A 14,310-nucleotide genomic window follows, 5' to 3' on the forward strand; every position below is an offset into this window, starting at 1 on the left:
ACCCCTGCCCCGCCGACACCCCCCACCCCCAAGGGGTTGGACATGGGTGTTTACGGGCGACCCAAACAGGACGGCTGGATTTCCACTGTCGAGATTGTGGCGCTTGTCCTAAGCGCTATGTGGTTGATTGCAGTGGGTTATGTGTTCCTTGGCACCGATGCAGGATCGGAAATGGAGTCCACCCCGCTGGGGTTCGTGATGACCATCATGGCGGTGTTCTTGCCCGTGGCGTTGATCTGGGTCGCGGCCTCTGCGGCGCGCACGGCCCGCACCATGCGCGAGGAAAGTGCCCGCTTGCAGGCCGCCATCGACGCCATGCGCCACGCCTATGTGGAACAACAGCAGATGGCCGGCATGTCGATCCGCCGATCCGTCGAGGACAAGATCGAAAGCCTCGCCCAAGCCCAGCAACGCGCAGACGCCGCCATCGCGGGCATGGCGCAATCGGTGGAACAGCCCGCCGTAACACCCGCCGCAGCCCCCGCCCCCGCCGACACGCAACCGGGCTTGGCGCTGGAAACCCCCTCGGACGCCGCCGCCGGATTGGAACCCATGGAGGTGGCCGAAATCATCAAGGCCGTGAACTTCCCCGAAAACGAGAACGACAAGGAGGGGTTCCGCACCCTGCGCCGCGCCCTCAAGGATCGCGGCATCTCGCGCCTTGTGAACGCCAGCCAAGACGTGCTGACTCTGATGAGCCAAGACGGCGTCTACATGGACGATCTGGTGCCCGACCGCGCAAAACCGGACATCTGGCGCAAGTTTGCCCAAGGCGAGCGGGGGCGCGAGATCGCAGCCCTTGGCGGTATCCGGGACCGATCCTCGCTGGCGCTGTGTGCCGGACGGATGCGGTCGGACCCTGTGTTCAAGGACGCCGTTCACCACTTTTTGCGCCAGTTTGACCGCAGCTTTGCGGACATCGCAAACCGCGCCACGGACATGGAGCTGTCGCAGTTCGCCAACACCCGCACGTCCCGCGCCTTTATGTTGCTGGGGCGCGTGACGGGGACGTTTGACTAGGGCGACTGGGGTCGCCTAGGCCGGTTGCAGGATGCGACCCAAGGGGCGCCCACCCAAGATATGTACATGAAAATGCGGCACTTCTTGCACGGCATCGGCACCCGCGTTGGCAATCGCACGGAACCCGTTGCCCCCCGCGCCCGGCTGCACCCCCATGATACGGCACACCTCGCCCACGGCACGGGTGAAGCCGATGATCTCGGCATCCGACGCCTCTTGTGCGAAGTGGTCGTAACAGACGTAAGCGCCTTTGGGGATCACCAGCACATGGACGGGGGCCTGTTCGCTGATGTCGTGAAAGGCCAACGCATGTTCCGTATCCAACACGGTCTTGTTCGGGATTTCACCGCGCAGGATTTTGGCAAAGATGTTCTGATCGTCGTAGGTGTAAGGCATGCAGCCTCCGGCAGGTTAGTCTTGGAAAAGATGGGGCGTCTGGGCCAGCAGGTGGGCGTCCGCCTCGGTCACGCCAAAAAACTTGCCCATCACATCCGCCCATACGTCCGGGCCGTCGGACTGGTTGATCCGGTAGACCTGCGGAAACTCGGCGCTGCGCAAACGCTCCGCCTCGTAGGCGAAGTCATAGCGCAGGGTGGGCAGTAGGCGATCAATGGTGTCTTGCGGCGTCTTGTCCCCGGCCAGCCCGACCCTTTGGGCGTGACCGCTGAGGTAGGCATCATCGAAATCACAGGCCAGTTCCAGCGTGCGCACAGTGGCGCTGTCGGCATAAAAGTCCTGCAAAACCGCAAAGTTGGCCGGATCAAGACACAGGATCATCCGATCCGATCCCTGCATCTGAAACACCATGCGCATCATGGCGCGGCGGTGGCGGTTGCGCTTGGCCAGGTTCGATTCGATTCCACCTAGGGCGGGTAAGGGCGACCCGTCCTCGTCAAACACATATTGGTAGGTGGGGATGCCCGTCACCTCGGCGGCCCGGCGGGCAAGCCGTTTGGCCACGTGCCACTTCTTGCACACAAGGATCAAAAGCTCGCGGTCCCGGCCAAGGCTGGTCTCATTCTCCCAGAAACGGGGCGCGAAACGGCGCCCAACCCGCCCCCGCCCGGTCAGGAACGAAAACAACCGCCGCCCATCGCCGGAGATCGGGAAATCCGTGCGTTCACTTTCCCACAGATCGCCAAGGCGCTGCTTCAGGTCCATCGCCTCGGGCGAGATTTTGCGGGCGAACAGAAAATCCTGACTGAGCAGCAGATCGTAGTGGTCGTTGTAGAAGGTGGCAGGCATCCCGTAGTCCGTGAACATCAGGAACGTCAGGGTGCGGGTGTCGATTTCATCCCGGGGCACGAGGTGGCGCACGATGGTTTGAAAGAACGTCTCGTCCGGAATCCATGTGGTTTTGAAGAAGCGCATGACGTCCCGACGGGTGCGGGCAAAGTCCAGCACCGCTTCGATCGTGGCGCGGCGCAGGCACCACCATTGAGACCCGATCATCATTTCCAGATCGGCGGGCACATTGCGCGACAGGCCCAGTTTCCGCTGCGCGTTCAGCAGCCAATAGAACAGGCCCTTACTGTTGCGTTCGTTGACGAAGTGGCGATAGATCAGCCGGTCTTCCTTCATGCCGGTCTTGATCCAGTCGGACCGGAAAAAGTCAAAGCTTTCAATGTAGTCCACATCGCGGCCATCAAGGAACGCATGGGCGAAGGCCGCCGATTTTGTGGGTCGGCAATCGCCCGACAGCATGTAGAAATGCGTGGCCCTTGGGAAGGCCTCGACGGCTGTTTCAAGGGCATTCAGGGTGGCGCGGACCAAGGACCACTCCCCCAGCCGCATTTCACCCGCTTTGCGGCAAAAGCCACGCCGGGATTGTCCGCAAGGGTGCTGGTGATTTCGTCGTAAGCTTTGGCAGACGCCCGTCCGTCGAAATGGATCGACACGAAATCCCCCATTGCCGTCAGGCGTTGGGCTTGGGCGATGATCGCCTCGGGGTCCTTGTGACATAAAAGGATGAACGCGATGCGTGCCATTAACGAAACAGATGCTCTGGTTATGATTTATTGTTTCCATACCTAAACCAAAGGTATGTTGAAAAAACAGTGCACATTTGGTTAGCCTAGGCACAAAAAGCGCGAGGGCACGGCCCCGCCACAAGTTGGAGCAGCAATATGGGTTTCCCAGGCACCTGGATGACACAGTCCGAAAGCGTCGTGTACCGCGTGGTGCCCAAGTGCGCCTGTTCGAGTATCGGGCAGATCATGCACTACAGCGACAAGGGCCGGTTCTTTGACGGCGACATCCACGACGACGAAGAGGGCCTGCACAAATGGGCCCTGGAGGCCAGCCAGCCCGTGATCTCGGCCAATGTGAAGGCGCACAAAAGCTATGCCTTTACCTGCGTGCGCAACCCCTACACCCGTATCCTGTCGTCGTTTTTTGACAAGATTTGCGGCATCCAGCGCAACGGCAAACGCTATCGCGGCAAGATGGTGCCGATGTTGATCCAGAAGTACGGGATTGAGGTAGGCGACCCTGAAACAGGGTTCGAGTTCGACCAAATCCAGAGCTTCCGGCGGTTCTTGTTATTCGCCCGGGACACCATCCGATTCCGTCGCCCCATGGATCCAGACATCCACTGGTCCGCCATGTCCGGGCATGTCTCGACCTTCATTGCGAACGGCGGGACCTACGACAACATTTTCTTTACGGAAAAGTTCAACGAAGGGATGCAGAGCGTTCTGGACGCCATCGACACGCCCCATCCCGTTGATCTTGCCAAAATCCCTCGGTTCAACGAATCCGAAGGCCACGGTCCCAAACGCGCCCATCCGGTCGAGGATTATTTCGACGACCTATCCCGGCACCTTGTGTGGGAAATGTATCACCGGGATTTCAAACTGTTCAAATACAGCTTTGACGACCCGTCGAACAAAATGCCCGTAGGCGAAATTGATCTGGACGAGGTCCACGCCAAGCTGGGGTCCTGATGGTTTTGCGCTGCGCCTGCGGCGCACCGCGACGTTGGGGGAGGCGCTGCCTCCCCCAAACCCCCACCGGGGTATTTGTCACCCAATGAAGTTATAGGCCGGCCTGCTTGAAAAGCGTTTTGATATCCACTGCCGGACGCGGACCGATGTGGCCGATCACCTCGGCGGCGCAGACGACACCCATACGGGCGGCGGTTTCCAGATCGCGGTCCGTGGCGAGGCCATATAGGAAACCTGCCGCGAACTGATCACCTGCACCCGTGGCATCCACAGGCGTGACTGGGGTCACGGGCGCCTCGACCCGTTGGTCCCCGGACCAGACCCAGACCGGGTCACCGGACCGGGTACAGGCAACGATATCGCAAACGGCGGCAGCTTGGGTCAATGCAGCCTGTAGGTCGTCGGTTTCGTAAAGGGTCATCCACTCGGCGTCATTGCCGATGGCGATGTCCATATCCTCGGCGATCAGGCGTTTGAAATCTTCGCGGTGGCGTTCGGCACAGAACGGATCGCTGATGGTGATGCAGGACCGGCCTCCGGCGGCTTTCATCTTGGTGGCTGCCTCGGAGAAGGCGGTTTTGCCTTCGTCCTTGTCGAACAGATAGCCTTCGAGGAACAGCAAGCCGCCGCCCGCGAAAACGTCAGGCACATCGGCCGAGGAGATATCCGCCCCTGCGCCGAGGTAGGTGTTCATCGAACGCTCTCCATCCGGGGAGACGAAGATCATGGAGCGTGACGTGGGCAGGTCGGTGTTTTGCGGCGGCAGGGGAAAGGCGGTCCCGGCCTTGGCCAGCGCATCGGCGTAGAATTGCCCCAAGGCGTCGTCCTTCACCTTGCCGATGAAGGCCGTGTTCAGGCCAAGCGCCCCGATCCCTGCGATGGTGTTGGCCACGGACCCACCCGGCGCCTCGGTCCGGTCAGACATCGACGCATAGAGCAATTCGGCACGGTCTCTCTCCACCAACTGCATGATGCCTTTTTCGATGCCCATCTGGTCGAGGAACGTGTCGGGTGCCGTGGTGATCACGTCGACCATGGCGTTGCCGATGCCGATAATGTCGTAGGTCATTGGGTTTTATCCTCGTAGGGGCAAAGATCATTGATAATGCAGGTGCCGCACATGGGTTTGCGCGCCTTGCAGACGTAGCGCCCGTGCAGGATCAACCAGTGGTGGGCGTGGTGCTGATAGTTGACCGGCACGTGGTCTTCAATGGCGCGTTCGACCGCATCCACGTCTTTGCCCGGACAAATGCCGGTCCGGTTGCCGATGCGAAAGATGTGCGTGTCCACGGCCTGCGCCGGGTGACCCCACCACATGTTCAGCACCACGTTGGCGGTCTTGCGCCCCACACCAGGCAGGGACACAAGGGCTGCGCGGCTGTTGGGCACCTCGCCGCCGTAATCATCGACCAGAATCTGCGACATCTTCATCACGTTCTTGGCCTTGTTGCGATACAGGCCAATGGTCTTGATATGCTCGGTCAGGGCCTCGATCCCCAGATCCAGCATCTTTTGCGGGGTGTCTGCGATCGTGAACAATTCGGCCGTGGCGCGGTTGACGCCCACGTCCGTGGCTTGCGCGGACAGGGCCACGGCCACCACAAGCGTGTAGGCGTTGGTGTGGTGCAGCTCGCCCTCCGGCTCCGCCTCTTGGGCCTCGAACCGTTGGAACACTTGCTGCAGGGTTTGGAAATTCATCTGTTTTGCCATGGCGCTTTGTGCCCCGGGGCGACCGCCAGTGCAATGCGCAGGTTCCGGGTCGCGCAAGGGCCCCGGGGACGGTAAGCAGGGGCATGGATGAAGACCGTTACCACTATCACGTCATGGCCCGCGCGATCGAAGAGATCGACGCCGCTGGCCCAGACCTGACCTTGACCGAATTGGCCGCCCGGATGGATATGAGCCCGGCGCATTTCCAACGGGTGTTCAGCGCGTGGGCGGGTGTGTCGCCCAAACGCTATGCCCAGTACCTGACACTGGACCACGCCAAGACCCTGCTGCGCGACCGCTTCACGACCCTGGAGACGACGCAGGCCACGGGCCTGTCCAGCCCGGGCCGCCTGCATGATCTGTTCCTCCGGTGGGAGGCGATGAGCCCCGGCACCTATGCCTCGGGCGGGGCGGGTCTGGTGATCCGGTGGGGCTGGGCAGAGGGGCCGTTTGGTCCCGCGCTTGTCATGGCCACGGAAAAGGGCATTTGCGGCATGGGCTTTGCCGCCGAGATGGGGCGCGACGCGACCTTTGATGACCTTGCGCGGCGCTGGCCCAACGCCACCTTTGTCGAGGACGCCGCCCATATCGCGCCACTGGCATCGGAGGCGTTCGGCGGCAAGGCAACGTTGGCCCTGATTGGCGCGCCGTTTCAGATCAAGGTGTGGGAGGCCTTGTTGCATATCCCCTCTGGCCACGTGACCACCTATTCCGCCATTGCACAGGCCGTGGGCAACCCCAAGGCCGTGCGCGCCGTGGGCACCGCCGTGGGCCGCAACCCGATCAGTTGGCTGATCCCCTGCCACCGCGCCCTGCGCAAATCCGGCGGCTTGGGAGGCTATCATTGGGGCCTGCCCCTGAAGCGCACGATGTTGGCCTACGAATCCGCCCGGGCCGAGGACTAGGCAGAATCCCATAGGCAGAAACCCGCGTGACGCGAGGGCGTGGCTGGAACCCGAACGCCCCCTCGGGCATTGTCTGTAAAACAGCCACGAAGGGCCCCTACCATGAGCAGCCGCATCCTGATCCTCTCTGCAACTTGCCTGTCCCTGACAGCCTGCGCCGATTTCGCGGAAACCACTGGCACGAACCCCGCCAACGAACGCGCCAACATCGGGGCGCTTGTGGGCGCGGCGGTCGGGGCTGTGGTGGCCAATGATTCTGGCAACAATGGCGGGCTACAAACGATTGCCGGGGCCGCCATCGGGGCAGGCATCGGCGGGGCCATCGGCAACGCGCTGGACCGGCAGGCCGCCGATCTGGAACGCGAGCTAGGAAACCCTGACGTCAAGATCGTGAACACCGGGGATCGCCTTGTGGTGACCCTGCCCCAAGACATCCTGTTCGCCTCGAACAGTGCCGCCCTGCGGCCCGACCTGACCAACGACATCCGCGCCTTGGCCCGCAACCTGCAGGCCTACCCCAACACCAATGTCCGCGTGCTGGGCCATACGGATTCCACCGCCAGCGCGGAATACAATCTGGACCTGTCTGCACGTCGCGCGGCGGCTGTGGCGGCGGTTCTGTTTGACAACGGCATCCCCTCTAGCCGCGTGCGCGCCATTGGCCGGGGCGAGGAAGAACCGGTTGCGACGAACCTGACCGAGGCGGGCAAGGCCCAGAACCGCCGGGTCGAGATCGTGATCATCCCGACCACCTGACCCTTGCCGACCTTGCGAATTGGTCATACCATTTGACCAATTCGCGGAGGTTCCATGCCATTCACCAAGATCGAAGCTGAAAAGCTGTCCAGCGCCGTGGTGCGCCAGATCGAGCAGTTGATCCTGCGCGGCATCCTGCGCCCGGGCGACCGCCTGCCATCAGAGCGGGAGCTGGCAGACCGCCTTGGCGTCTCGCGTCCCTCTCTGCGCGAGGCTGTCGCGGAATTGCAGACTACCGGGCTGTTGACCGCCAAGGCAGGGGCCGGGATTTTTGTGGCCGATGTGCTCGGCTCTGCCTTCTCGCCCGCGCTGACCCGCCTTTTTGCCAGCCATGACGAGGCCGTGTTCGACTACATCGGATTTCGAAGGGACATGGAAGGGCTGGCCGCCGCCCGCGCCGCCCGCAAGGGCTCGGACACGGATTTGGCCGTTGTCGACACGATCTACAAAAAGATGGAGGCCGCCCATGGCAAGCGCGACCCGTCCGACGAGGCCGCGCTGGACGCCGAGTTCCATATGGCCATTATCGAAGCCAGTCATAACGTGGTCATGTTGCATATGATGCGGTCCATGATGGACTTGCTGCGCGAGGGGGTGTTTTACAACCGCCAGATCATGTTCCGCCAACGCACGACCCGCGACACCCTGTTGGGCCAGCACCGCGCCATCAACGACGCCCTGCAGGCCCGCGACGCGGGCGCCGCGCAACAGGCCGTGGTGACCCATCTGGATTATGTCCAAGGATGCCTGAGGGACGAACACGCCGCCGCCGCGAACGAGGAAATCGCCCGCCGCCGCTTGCAACACGAACAGGCCAAGGCCTAGTCGACCTTTACGGGCGATCCCCCGGCGAACAGGTTGCCGCCGGTGTAGTTGCACGGGGCCTCTTGCATGTTCAGGTGCAGGCCCGTGCCCGTCCAAGGGTGCGCGCGGGCAAGGTCTTCGTCAAAGGTAATGCCCAACCCCGGCGCCGTGGGTGCGGTGACATAGCCCCTCTCGACCCGGAGGGTGCCGCCAATCAACTGGTCATGGAAGGGCGTCTCGATGGTTTCGGCCATCAACAGGTTCGGGATCGACACGGCCAGCTGGATGTTCGCCGCCCATTCCACGGGCCCGGCGTACAGGTGCGGGGCCATCTGCGCGGTGAAGGCCTCGGCAAGGATGGCCAGTTTCTTGCCTTCCCAAATGCCGCCAAGCCGACCCAAGGCCGGTTGCAGGATTTCGGCGCCCCCCGCGCGCAGCAGGGTGGCGAATTCGGCCTTGGTACACAGGCGTTCCCCGGTGGCGATGGGCACGCGCACAGCCCCTGCCACACGCGCCATGTCGAGCGGGCTGTCTGGGGGGATCGGCTCTTCGTACCAAAGGGGGAATAGGGCTCCAGCGCTTGGCCAAGGCGGATCGCCCCGGCCACGTTGAATTGGCCATGGGTGCCGAACAAAAGGTCCGCACGGTCACCCACCGCCCCTCGGATCGCTTTGCAGAACGCCACCGACAGAGAAATGTCGGACATGGCAGGCATATGCCCACCCCGGATGGTGTAGGGGCCAGCGGGGTCGAATTTGACCGCCGTGTAGCCCTTTTCGACCATGGCCAACGCCGCCTCGCCCGCCATCTCGGGGCTGACCCAGAAATCAGGCAACACGTGTTCGGGCTGCGGGTAAAGGTAAGTATAGGCGCGCACCCGGTCGTTCATCTTGCCGCCCAGCAGTTTCCACACGGGCACATCGTGGGCCTTGCCCAGAATGTCCCAACACGCGATCTCCAACCCCGCAAAGGCCCCCATGACCGTGGGGTCGGGACGTTGGGTGAAGCCTGCGGAATAGGCACGGCGGTACATCAACTCCACGTTGGCAGGGTCCTCGCCCACCATGTGGCGCGCGTACACGTCCTCGATGACGGCCACCATCACCTCGGGGGCGACGGTGCTGGCATAGCACTCGCCATAGCCGACGATGCCACAGGCCGTGGTCAGGCGCGGGAATATCCAATACTGCCCGCCCCAGCCCGGGGCCGGGGGTGCGACGACAAAGACTTCGAGATCTGCAAGTTTCATGTGTCGAACACGATCACATTGCGCCGCGCCGCGCCAGAGCGGGTGGAGGCAATCGCCTCATTGATCTGGTCCAGCGGGTAGCGTGCGGTGATCAACTCGTCCAGCATCAGCCGGCCCTGTTGATACATATCCACCAGCCACGGGATATCCCGGGCCAGCACTGTGTCCCCCATGCGCGTGCCTTTGATCGCCTGCCCATAAAACCCATAGTTCACCGGGTCATAGGTCGCGGTTGCGCCCACATGGGGCAAGCCCACCAGATAGACCGTACCATGGGGGGCAAGGTAGTGCGCCGCCGCCTCGATCGCCGGGACAGAGCCTACGGAGACGAACACATGATCCGCCTTGCGGGTCAGCGCGCCCCACGGGTCGGGATCACTGGCCAGCGCCACATCCGTTGCACCAAAGTCGCGGGCGGTATCCAGCTTGTCCGGCACCATGTCCACGGCCCAGATGCGGGCGGCCCCGGCGATGCGCGCGCCCTGGATGGCGTTCAGGCCCACGCCCCCTGCCCCAATCACCACAACGTGGTCGCCCGGGCGCACCCGCGCGGTGTTCACCGCAGCGCCCAGCCCTGTGATAACCCCACACGACAGCAGGCTGGCGGCATCCATGGGCATATCGGCGGGGATCGCGGCAAGTTGGCTTTCGTCGATCACCACCCGTTCGGCAAAGGCGCCGCAGTTCATGGCCGCCAGAACCGGGGTGCCATCGGGCAAGGACAGGGGGGCCTGCCCGCCTTGGTCGTCGCATTGGGTGGGCCGTCCACTGGCGCAGGGCGCGCAGTGCCCGCAATGACGGATCAGCGTTACCAACACCGCATCCCCCACGGCATAGCGGCTGCCCTCGGGTGCGGCGGTGACATGGCCCGCAGCCTCATGCCCATAAACCGCTGGCAGATCGCCGCCAAAGCCCCCGTCCAGATAGCTGATGTCGGAAAAGCAGATGGCGCAGGCCTTCAGGGTCACTTCGACCTCACCCCGCTGAGGGGCGCGCAATACGACGTCTTCGATGGTCAGGGGGTGCCGAACGCCCGGCATACGGCGGCTTTGATTGTGGTCATGGTCTTCTCCCGTTTGGGACAGGTTGCGACGGCGCGCGGCCCGTGCCCATCCCAAAAACGACTTGTGACGCCGCGAAAGTCCTATGGACCTGGGGCGTGTATAGGGGCACAAGCCGGGCCATGGATTTGGCCTTTGACGATGTGACCTTGCGGGTGGACAGCCGCGGCGACGGGCGGCCGGTGGTCTTTGCCCACGCCCTTGGCCTGTCGGGGGCCATGTGGGAGGCTGTTTGGGACCTGCTGCCACCGGGTCTGCGCCTGATCCGCTGGGATGCGCGCGGACATGGGGCGTCCAGCATACCGCCCGCGCCCTACGCCATGGGGACCCTCGTGCGCGATGCAGAACGTGTCTGCGACGCGCTGGAGGTGCGGGACGCGATCTGTGTGGGCCTGTCCATGGGCGGGCTGGTGGCGCAGGGGCTGGCGATCAAGCGCCAGGACCTGATCCGCGCGCTGATCCTGTCGAACACGGGCCTGAAGATCGGGACCAAGGCGCAGTGGGCCGACCGGGCGGACACGGTTTTGCGCGACGGGATGTCGGCATTGGTGGAGCCGACCCTGGACCGCTGGTTCCCTAAATCCTTTGCCGACCGCGCGGCCACCCACGCGGCACTGACGGCCTGCGCACCCGAAGGCTATGCCGGGTGCTGTGCCGCGATCGGCGGGGCGGATTTCATCACGCCGACCTCGGGCCTACGTCTGCCCACACTGGCGATTGCCGGGGGGCACGACCGATCCACCCCACCCGACATGGTGCGCGAGCTGGCGGATGTGATCCCGGGCAGCCGGTTCAAGCTGATCCCCCGCGCAGGCCACGTGCCGCCCATCGACCAACCTGCCGCCTTTGTCACCGCCCTGACCGAATTCCTAACCGCTCAAGGACATATCTGATGGCCGTCACCCCCTTTGACAGCGCGATGTACCGCGACACCTACCGCGATGCGGAACTGGGCACCCTTTTCACCGACACTGCCGCCGTGCGCGCCATGGTCCTGACCCTTGGCCGTCTGGCCAAGGTGCAGGGCGATCTGGGCCAGATCCCCGAAACCGCCGCCGCCTTCATCGCCCGCGCGGGAATGGAGGTGCAGATCGACCCCGGCGGGTTGGCCGCTGGCACGGCACAGGACGGCACGCCGATCCCGGCCCTGATCGCGGCCTTTGGCAAAGCGATGGAGGCCCCGGACTTTGCCCCCTACCTGTGCCACGCCACCCCGGCCCAAGCGGTCGAGGACACGGCCCTTGCCCTGCGCCTGCGCCAAGCGGTGGCCCTGCTGGAACAGCGCGCAGGGCGGGACGCACCGACCGACGCCCGCGCGGGCGCCCTTGTGGCCAGCCACCCGGACCCGGCGACCCGCGCCGCACTGGCGGGCGCTTTGCGTCTTGGGGACGGGACACAGGACTTGACCTTGCTGGGCGATTGGCTGGCAGCGCTGGCCCAGAACGGCGATCCGGTTTTCGGCCTGCATGCCACCGCCCTGAACGTGACCCTTGCCAGCGGCGCGCCCGGCGCGCGCACACTGGTGCTGGGGCAGTTGGTGATGACGGCGGCGGCCGCCTTGCGCTAAAGCCGCGAAAGCCCCTTCGCATCGCGCAAAAAACACTGTAGCTGTCGCGCAGATTGCAGGAACCTATCAAGATGACCAAGACCGCCCCCACCACATTCATCCTTGTGACGGTGGTGCTTGACGCCATGGGCATCGGTTTGATCCTGCCTGTCATGCCTGACCTGCTGGCCGAAATCCAAGATGTAAGCATTGGCGAGGCCGCCGTCTGGGGCGGTATCCTGTCGGCGATCTTTGCCTGCATGCAGTTCCTGTTTTCGCCCACCGTTGGCAACCTGTCCGACCGGTTCGGGCGGCGCCCCATCCTGCTGGTGTCCACGGCGATCCTGTGTCTGGACTACATCCTGATGTCCGTGGCCGGCACCATCTGGTTGCTGATCGTGGGCCGCATCATCGGCGGGATCTGTTCGGCCACCAATTCCACGGCCAATGCCTACATGGCCGACATCTCGCCGCCGGAAAAGAAATCCGCCAACTTTGGCCTGATCTCGGCGTGCTTTGGGCTGGGGTTCATCCTTGGCCCCGTGGTGGGCGGGCTCTTGGCCGAATTCGGGCCCCGCGCGCCGTTCATCGCCGCCGCCATCCTTGCTGGGCTGAATTTCATGTACGGGTATTTTATCTTGCCCGAGACCTTGCCCGTCGAGAAACGCCGCCCCTTTTACTGGCGGCGCGCGAACCCCTTGGGCGGGTTCAAGTACATCGGGGCCATCCCCGGGGTCGGCGCGCTGTTGGTGGTCTTTCTGTTCTACCAGCTGGCCAACATGGTCTATCCGGCGATCTGGGCCTACTACACCAAAGAGGCCTTTGGCTGGGACCCCGCCATGGTCGGCATCTCGCTGGCGGTCTACGGCATCTCGATTGCCGTGACCCAAGCAGGCCTGATCCGCGTGATCATCCCCAAACTGGGCGAGGCGCGCACGGTCTATGTGGGGTTGGCCTATAACGCTGCGATCCTGTCGATCATCGCCTTCATCTGGGAAGGCTGGGTTTTGATGGCTCTGATCCCCCTGTCCGCCGTGGGGGCCGTCGTCGCCCCCGCCCTGCAATCGGTCATGAGCCAGCGGGCCAGCGACGACCAACAAGGCGAATTGCAGGGCGTGCTTTCGTCCCTGTCGGCGGTGGGCACCATCATCACGCCGCTGGTGATGACCTACATCTTCTTTACCTTCACCGCCCCTGACACGCCGATCTACCTGCCCGGGGCCAGCTTTCTGGCGGCAGCGGTTCTGATGGTGGTCAGCTTTGTGATCTATGCCGCCTCCGTGCGTGTCCCCACGGGGACATCCAGGGCCGGCTAGGGCTGCGTCGCCAAGGCCCGCGCAAAGACATCCGTGTCCACGTTCCCGCCCGAGGCCACGCAGATGATGTCGCTGTCGCCGGTGCTGTGGAACAAGGCCGCGGCCAGCGCGATGGCCCCGCCCGGCTCTAGCGTGACCTTCAGGCGGTCCCACGCCAGCGCCATGGCGCGCAGGCAATCCGCCTCGGGCACGACAACGCCCGGGCCGGACAGGCGTTGCAGGATCGGAAAGGTGATCTGCCCGGGGCTGGGCGTGATGATCGCATCGCAGATCGAGCCGGAGGTGCGAGCGTTCACCTCGCGCCGCCCGCTGATCAGGGAGCGTGTGACGTCGTCGAACGCCACAGGTTCCACGGGGCGGACGGTCATGGGGGTGTCAGCCAAAGCGATGGCAATGCCGCTGGTCAACCCGCCACCGCCGCAACACACCAGAACCTCGTCGGCCTGCACGCCCGCCTGTGCTGCTTGGTCCGCAATCTCCAGCCCCACGGTGCCCTGCCCCGCGATCACCATTTCGTTGTCGAAAGGTTTGATCAGGGTCAGACCGCGCTCCGCCTGTAGGCGCGCGCCGATGGCGTCGCGGTCGTCCCCGCCGGGACGGTCATAAAGCACCACCTCGGCCCCGAAAGCGGCGGTGTTGTCGATCTTTACCTGCGGGGCATCGTTGGGCATGATGATCGTGGCGGGCACCCCGTGGCGGGCGGCCGCCAGCGCCACCCCTTGGGCGTGGTTGCCACTGGAAAAGGCCAGTACCCCACGCGCGCGGGTGTCGGGGTCCAACGCAGAGACCGCCGACCACGCGCCGCGAAACTTGAAACTGCCGGTCAGCTGCAGCGCCTCGCATTTCACGAAAACCCGCCGCCCCGCGATCCGATCCAGCATGGGATCGTTCAACAGGGGCGTCACCCGTGCGTGTCCCATCAGGCGGACGGCGGCGGCATGAATATCAGCGATTTCAACCATGTACGGACCCCCGGTAGGGCGGGACTTGTCCCGCCG

The 14,310-nt window shown here is 64.0% G+C and carries 13 protein-coding genes and 2 pseudogenes; 8 read left to right on the plus strand and 7 right to left on the minus strand.

Annotated features, from left to right (window positions below; genetic code table 11):
- Window positions 1-42: 42 nt before the first annotated feature.
- Window positions 43-1,020: a hypothetical protein gene (locus tag ACZ1G0_RS14240; RefSeq protein ID WP_472737541.1), complete on the plus strand. Its 978-nt coding sequence runs from the start codon at window positions 43-45 to the stop codon at window positions 1,018-1,020.
- A 15-nt stretch (window positions 1,021-1,035) separates the two neighbouring features.
- Here ACZ1G0_RS14240 and ACZ1G0_RS14245 read toward each other — a convergent pair whose 3' ends face one another.
- Both ACZ1G0_RS14245 and ACZ1G0_RS14250 read right to left on the minus strand, forming a co-directional pair.
- Window positions 1,036-1,416 (minus strand): HIT domain-containing protein, encoded by a 381-nt coding sequence (locus ACZ1G0_RS14245; RefSeq protein ID WP_472737542.1) that lies wholly within the window; start codon window positions 1,414-1,416, stop codon window positions 1,036-1,038.
- Between the two features lie 15 nt (window positions 1,417-1,431).
- A pseudogene (locus ACZ1G0_RS14250) lies at window positions 1,432-3,008 on the minus strand (DUF5928 domain-containing protein).
- A 138-nt stretch (window positions 3,009-3,146) separates the two neighbouring features.
- Here ACZ1G0_RS14250 and ACZ1G0_RS14255 point away from each other — a divergent pair.
- A complete protein-coding gene (locus ACZ1G0_RS14255) occupies window positions 3,147-3,965 on the plus strand; it encodes a sulfotransferase family protein (protein ID WP_472737543.1) in 819 nt (272 codons plus the stop codon).
- A gap of 91 nt (window positions 3,966-4,056) precedes the next feature.
- On the opposite strand, the gene ACZ1G0_RS14260 is transcribed toward ACZ1G0_RS14255, so the two are convergent.
- Together ACZ1G0_RS14260 and nth are read right to left on the minus strand one after the other, a co-directional pair.
- Window positions 4,057-5,034 carry an adenosine kinase gene (locus ACZ1G0_RS14260; protein WP_472737544.1) on the minus strand — a complete coding sequence of 326 codons (978 nt, stop codon included), beginning with the start codon at window positions 5,032-5,034 and terminating at the stop codon, window positions 4,057-4,059.
- Entirely contained in the window at window positions 5,031-5,675 is a 645-nt protein-coding gene (nth, locus tag ACZ1G0_RS14265) for an endonuclease III (RefSeq protein WP_472737545.1), read from the minus strand. Before nth ends, ACZ1G0_RS14260 begins: the two co-directional genes overlap by 4 nt.
- A gap of 83 nt (window positions 5,676-5,758) precedes the next feature.
- Between nth and ACZ1G0_RS14270 the strand changes: the two genes are divergently transcribed.
- From ACZ1G0_RS14270 to ACZ1G0_RS14280, 3 genes are all read left to right on the plus strand, one after another.
- The gene (locus ACZ1G0_RS14270; RefSeq protein ID WP_472737546.1) at window positions 5,759-6,580 is read left to right on the plus strand and encodes a methylated-DNA--[protein]-cysteine S-methyltransferase; all 822 of its coding nucleotides are present in this window, start codon (window positions 5,759-5,761) and stop codon (window positions 6,578-6,580) included.
- A 102-nt stretch (window positions 6,581-6,682) separates the two neighbouring features.
- Complete coding sequence (locus ACZ1G0_RS14275) at window positions 6,683-7,336, plus strand: YiaD family glycine zipper/OmpA-like lipoprotein (RefSeq protein ID WP_472737547.1); 654 nt, start codon at window positions 6,683-6,685, stop codon at window positions 7,334-7,336.
- A gap of 54 nt (window positions 7,337-7,390) precedes the next feature.
- A complete protein-coding gene (locus ACZ1G0_RS14280) occupies window positions 7,391-8,161 on the plus strand; it encodes a FadR/GntR family transcriptional regulator (RefSeq protein ID WP_472737548.1) in 771 nt (256 codons plus the stop codon).
- Here the strand turns inward: ACZ1G0_RS14280 and ACZ1G0_RS14285 are convergent.
- Together ACZ1G0_RS14285 and ACZ1G0_RS14290 are read right to left on the minus strand one after the other, a co-directional pair.
- Window positions 8,158-9,389, minus strand: a pseudogene (locus tag ACZ1G0_RS14285) (mandelate racemase/muconate lactonizing enzyme family protein). The gene ACZ1G0_RS14280 and the pseudogene ACZ1G0_RS14285 overlap by 4 nt on opposite strands.
- Window positions 9,386-10,429 (minus strand): alcohol dehydrogenase catalytic domain-containing protein, encoded by a 1,044-nt coding sequence (locus tag ACZ1G0_RS14290; protein ID WP_472737549.1) that lies wholly within the window; start codon window positions 10,427-10,429, stop codon window positions 9,386-9,388. Before ACZ1G0_RS14290 ends, ACZ1G0_RS14285 begins: the two are co-directional and overlap by 4 nt.
- 143 nt (window positions 10,430-10,572) lie before the next feature.
- Between ACZ1G0_RS14290 and pcaD the strand changes: the two genes are divergently transcribed.
- The 3 genes from pcaD to ACZ1G0_RS14305 all read left to right on the plus strand — a co-directional run bounded on the left by pcaD (window position 10,573) and on the right by ACZ1G0_RS14305 (window position 13,312).
- Window positions 10,573-11,343: a 3-oxoadipate enol-lactonase gene (gene pcaD, locus ACZ1G0_RS14295; protein WP_472737550.1), complete on the plus strand. Its 771-nt coding sequence runs from the start codon at window positions 10,573-10,575 to the stop codon at window positions 11,341-11,343.
- Window positions 11,343-12,017, plus strand: coding sequence for a lyase family protein (locus ACZ1G0_RS14300; RefSeq protein ID WP_472737551.1), 675 nt, complete (start codon window positions 11,343-11,345; stop codon window positions 12,015-12,017). The genes pcaD and ACZ1G0_RS14300 overlap by 1 nt, the downstream gene beginning before the upstream one ends.
- Before the next feature lie 71 nt (window positions 12,018-12,088).
- Window positions 12,089-13,312 carry a TCR/Tet family MFS transporter gene (locus tag ACZ1G0_RS14305; RefSeq protein ID WP_472737552.1) on the plus strand — a complete coding sequence of 408 codons (1,224 nt, stop codon included), beginning with the start codon at window positions 12,089-12,091 and terminating at the stop codon, window positions 13,310-13,312.
- On the opposite strand, the gene ACZ1G0_RS14310 is transcribed toward ACZ1G0_RS14305, so the two are convergent.
- Window positions 13,309-14,274 (minus strand): threonine ammonia-lyase, encoded by a 966-nt coding sequence (locus ACZ1G0_RS14310; protein WP_472737553.1) that lies wholly within the window; start codon window positions 14,272-14,274, stop codon window positions 13,309-13,311. The genes ACZ1G0_RS14305 and ACZ1G0_RS14310 overlap by 4 nt on opposite strands.
- Window positions 14,275-14,310 lie beyond the last annotated feature (36 nt).

The sequence above is a fragment of the Thalassobacter sp. HA4-2 genome (genome assembly GCF_055693705.1).

Coding starts and splice junctions, on each gene's coding strand:
- ACZ1G0_RS14240 (WP_472737541.1), top strand. CDS start 43: ATGGGTGTTTACGGGCGACCCAAACAGGACGGCTGGATTTCCACTGTC.
- ACZ1G0_RS14245 (WP_472737542.1), bottom strand. CDS start 1,416: ATGCCTTACACCTACGACGATCAGAACATCTTTGCCAAAATCCTGCGC.
- ACZ1G0_RS14255 (WP_472737543.1), top strand. CDS start 3,147: ATGGGTTTCCCAGGCACCTGGATGACACAGTCCGAAAGCGTCGTGTAC.
- ACZ1G0_RS14260 (WP_472737544.1), bottom strand. CDS start 5,034: ATGACCTACGACATTATCGGCATCGGCAACGCCATGGTCGACGTGATC.
- nth (WP_472737545.1), bottom strand. CDS start 5,675: ATGGCAAAACAGATGAATTTCCAAACCCTGCAGCAAGTGTTCCAACGG.
- ACZ1G0_RS14270 (WP_472737546.1), top strand. CDS start 5,759: ATGGATGAAGACCGTTACCACTATCACGTCATGGCCCGCGCGATCGAA.
- ACZ1G0_RS14275 (WP_472737547.1), top strand. CDS start 6,683: ATGAGCAGCCGCATCCTGATCCTCTCTGCAACTTGCCTGTCCCTGACA.
- ACZ1G0_RS14280 (WP_472737548.1), top strand. CDS start 7,391: ATGCCATTCACCAAGATCGAAGCTGAAAAGCTGTCCAGCGCCGTGGTG.
- ACZ1G0_RS14290 (WP_472737549.1), bottom strand. CDS start 10,429: ATGCCGGGCGTTCGGCACCCCCTGACCATCGAAGACGTCGTATTGCGC.
- pcaD (WP_472737550.1), top strand. CDS start 10,573: ATGGATTTGGCCTTTGACGATGTGACCTTGCGGGTGGACAGCCGCGGC.
- ACZ1G0_RS14300 (WP_472737551.1), top strand. CDS start 11,343: ATGGCCGTCACCCCCTTTGACAGCGCGATGTACCGCGACACCTACCGC.
- ACZ1G0_RS14305 (WP_472737552.1), top strand. CDS start 12,089: ATGACCAAGACCGCCCCCACCACATTCATCCTTGTGACGGTGGTGCTT.
- ACZ1G0_RS14310 (WP_472737553.1), bottom strand. CDS start 14,274: ATGGTTGAAATCGCTGATATTCATGCCGCCGCCGTCCGCCTGATGGGA.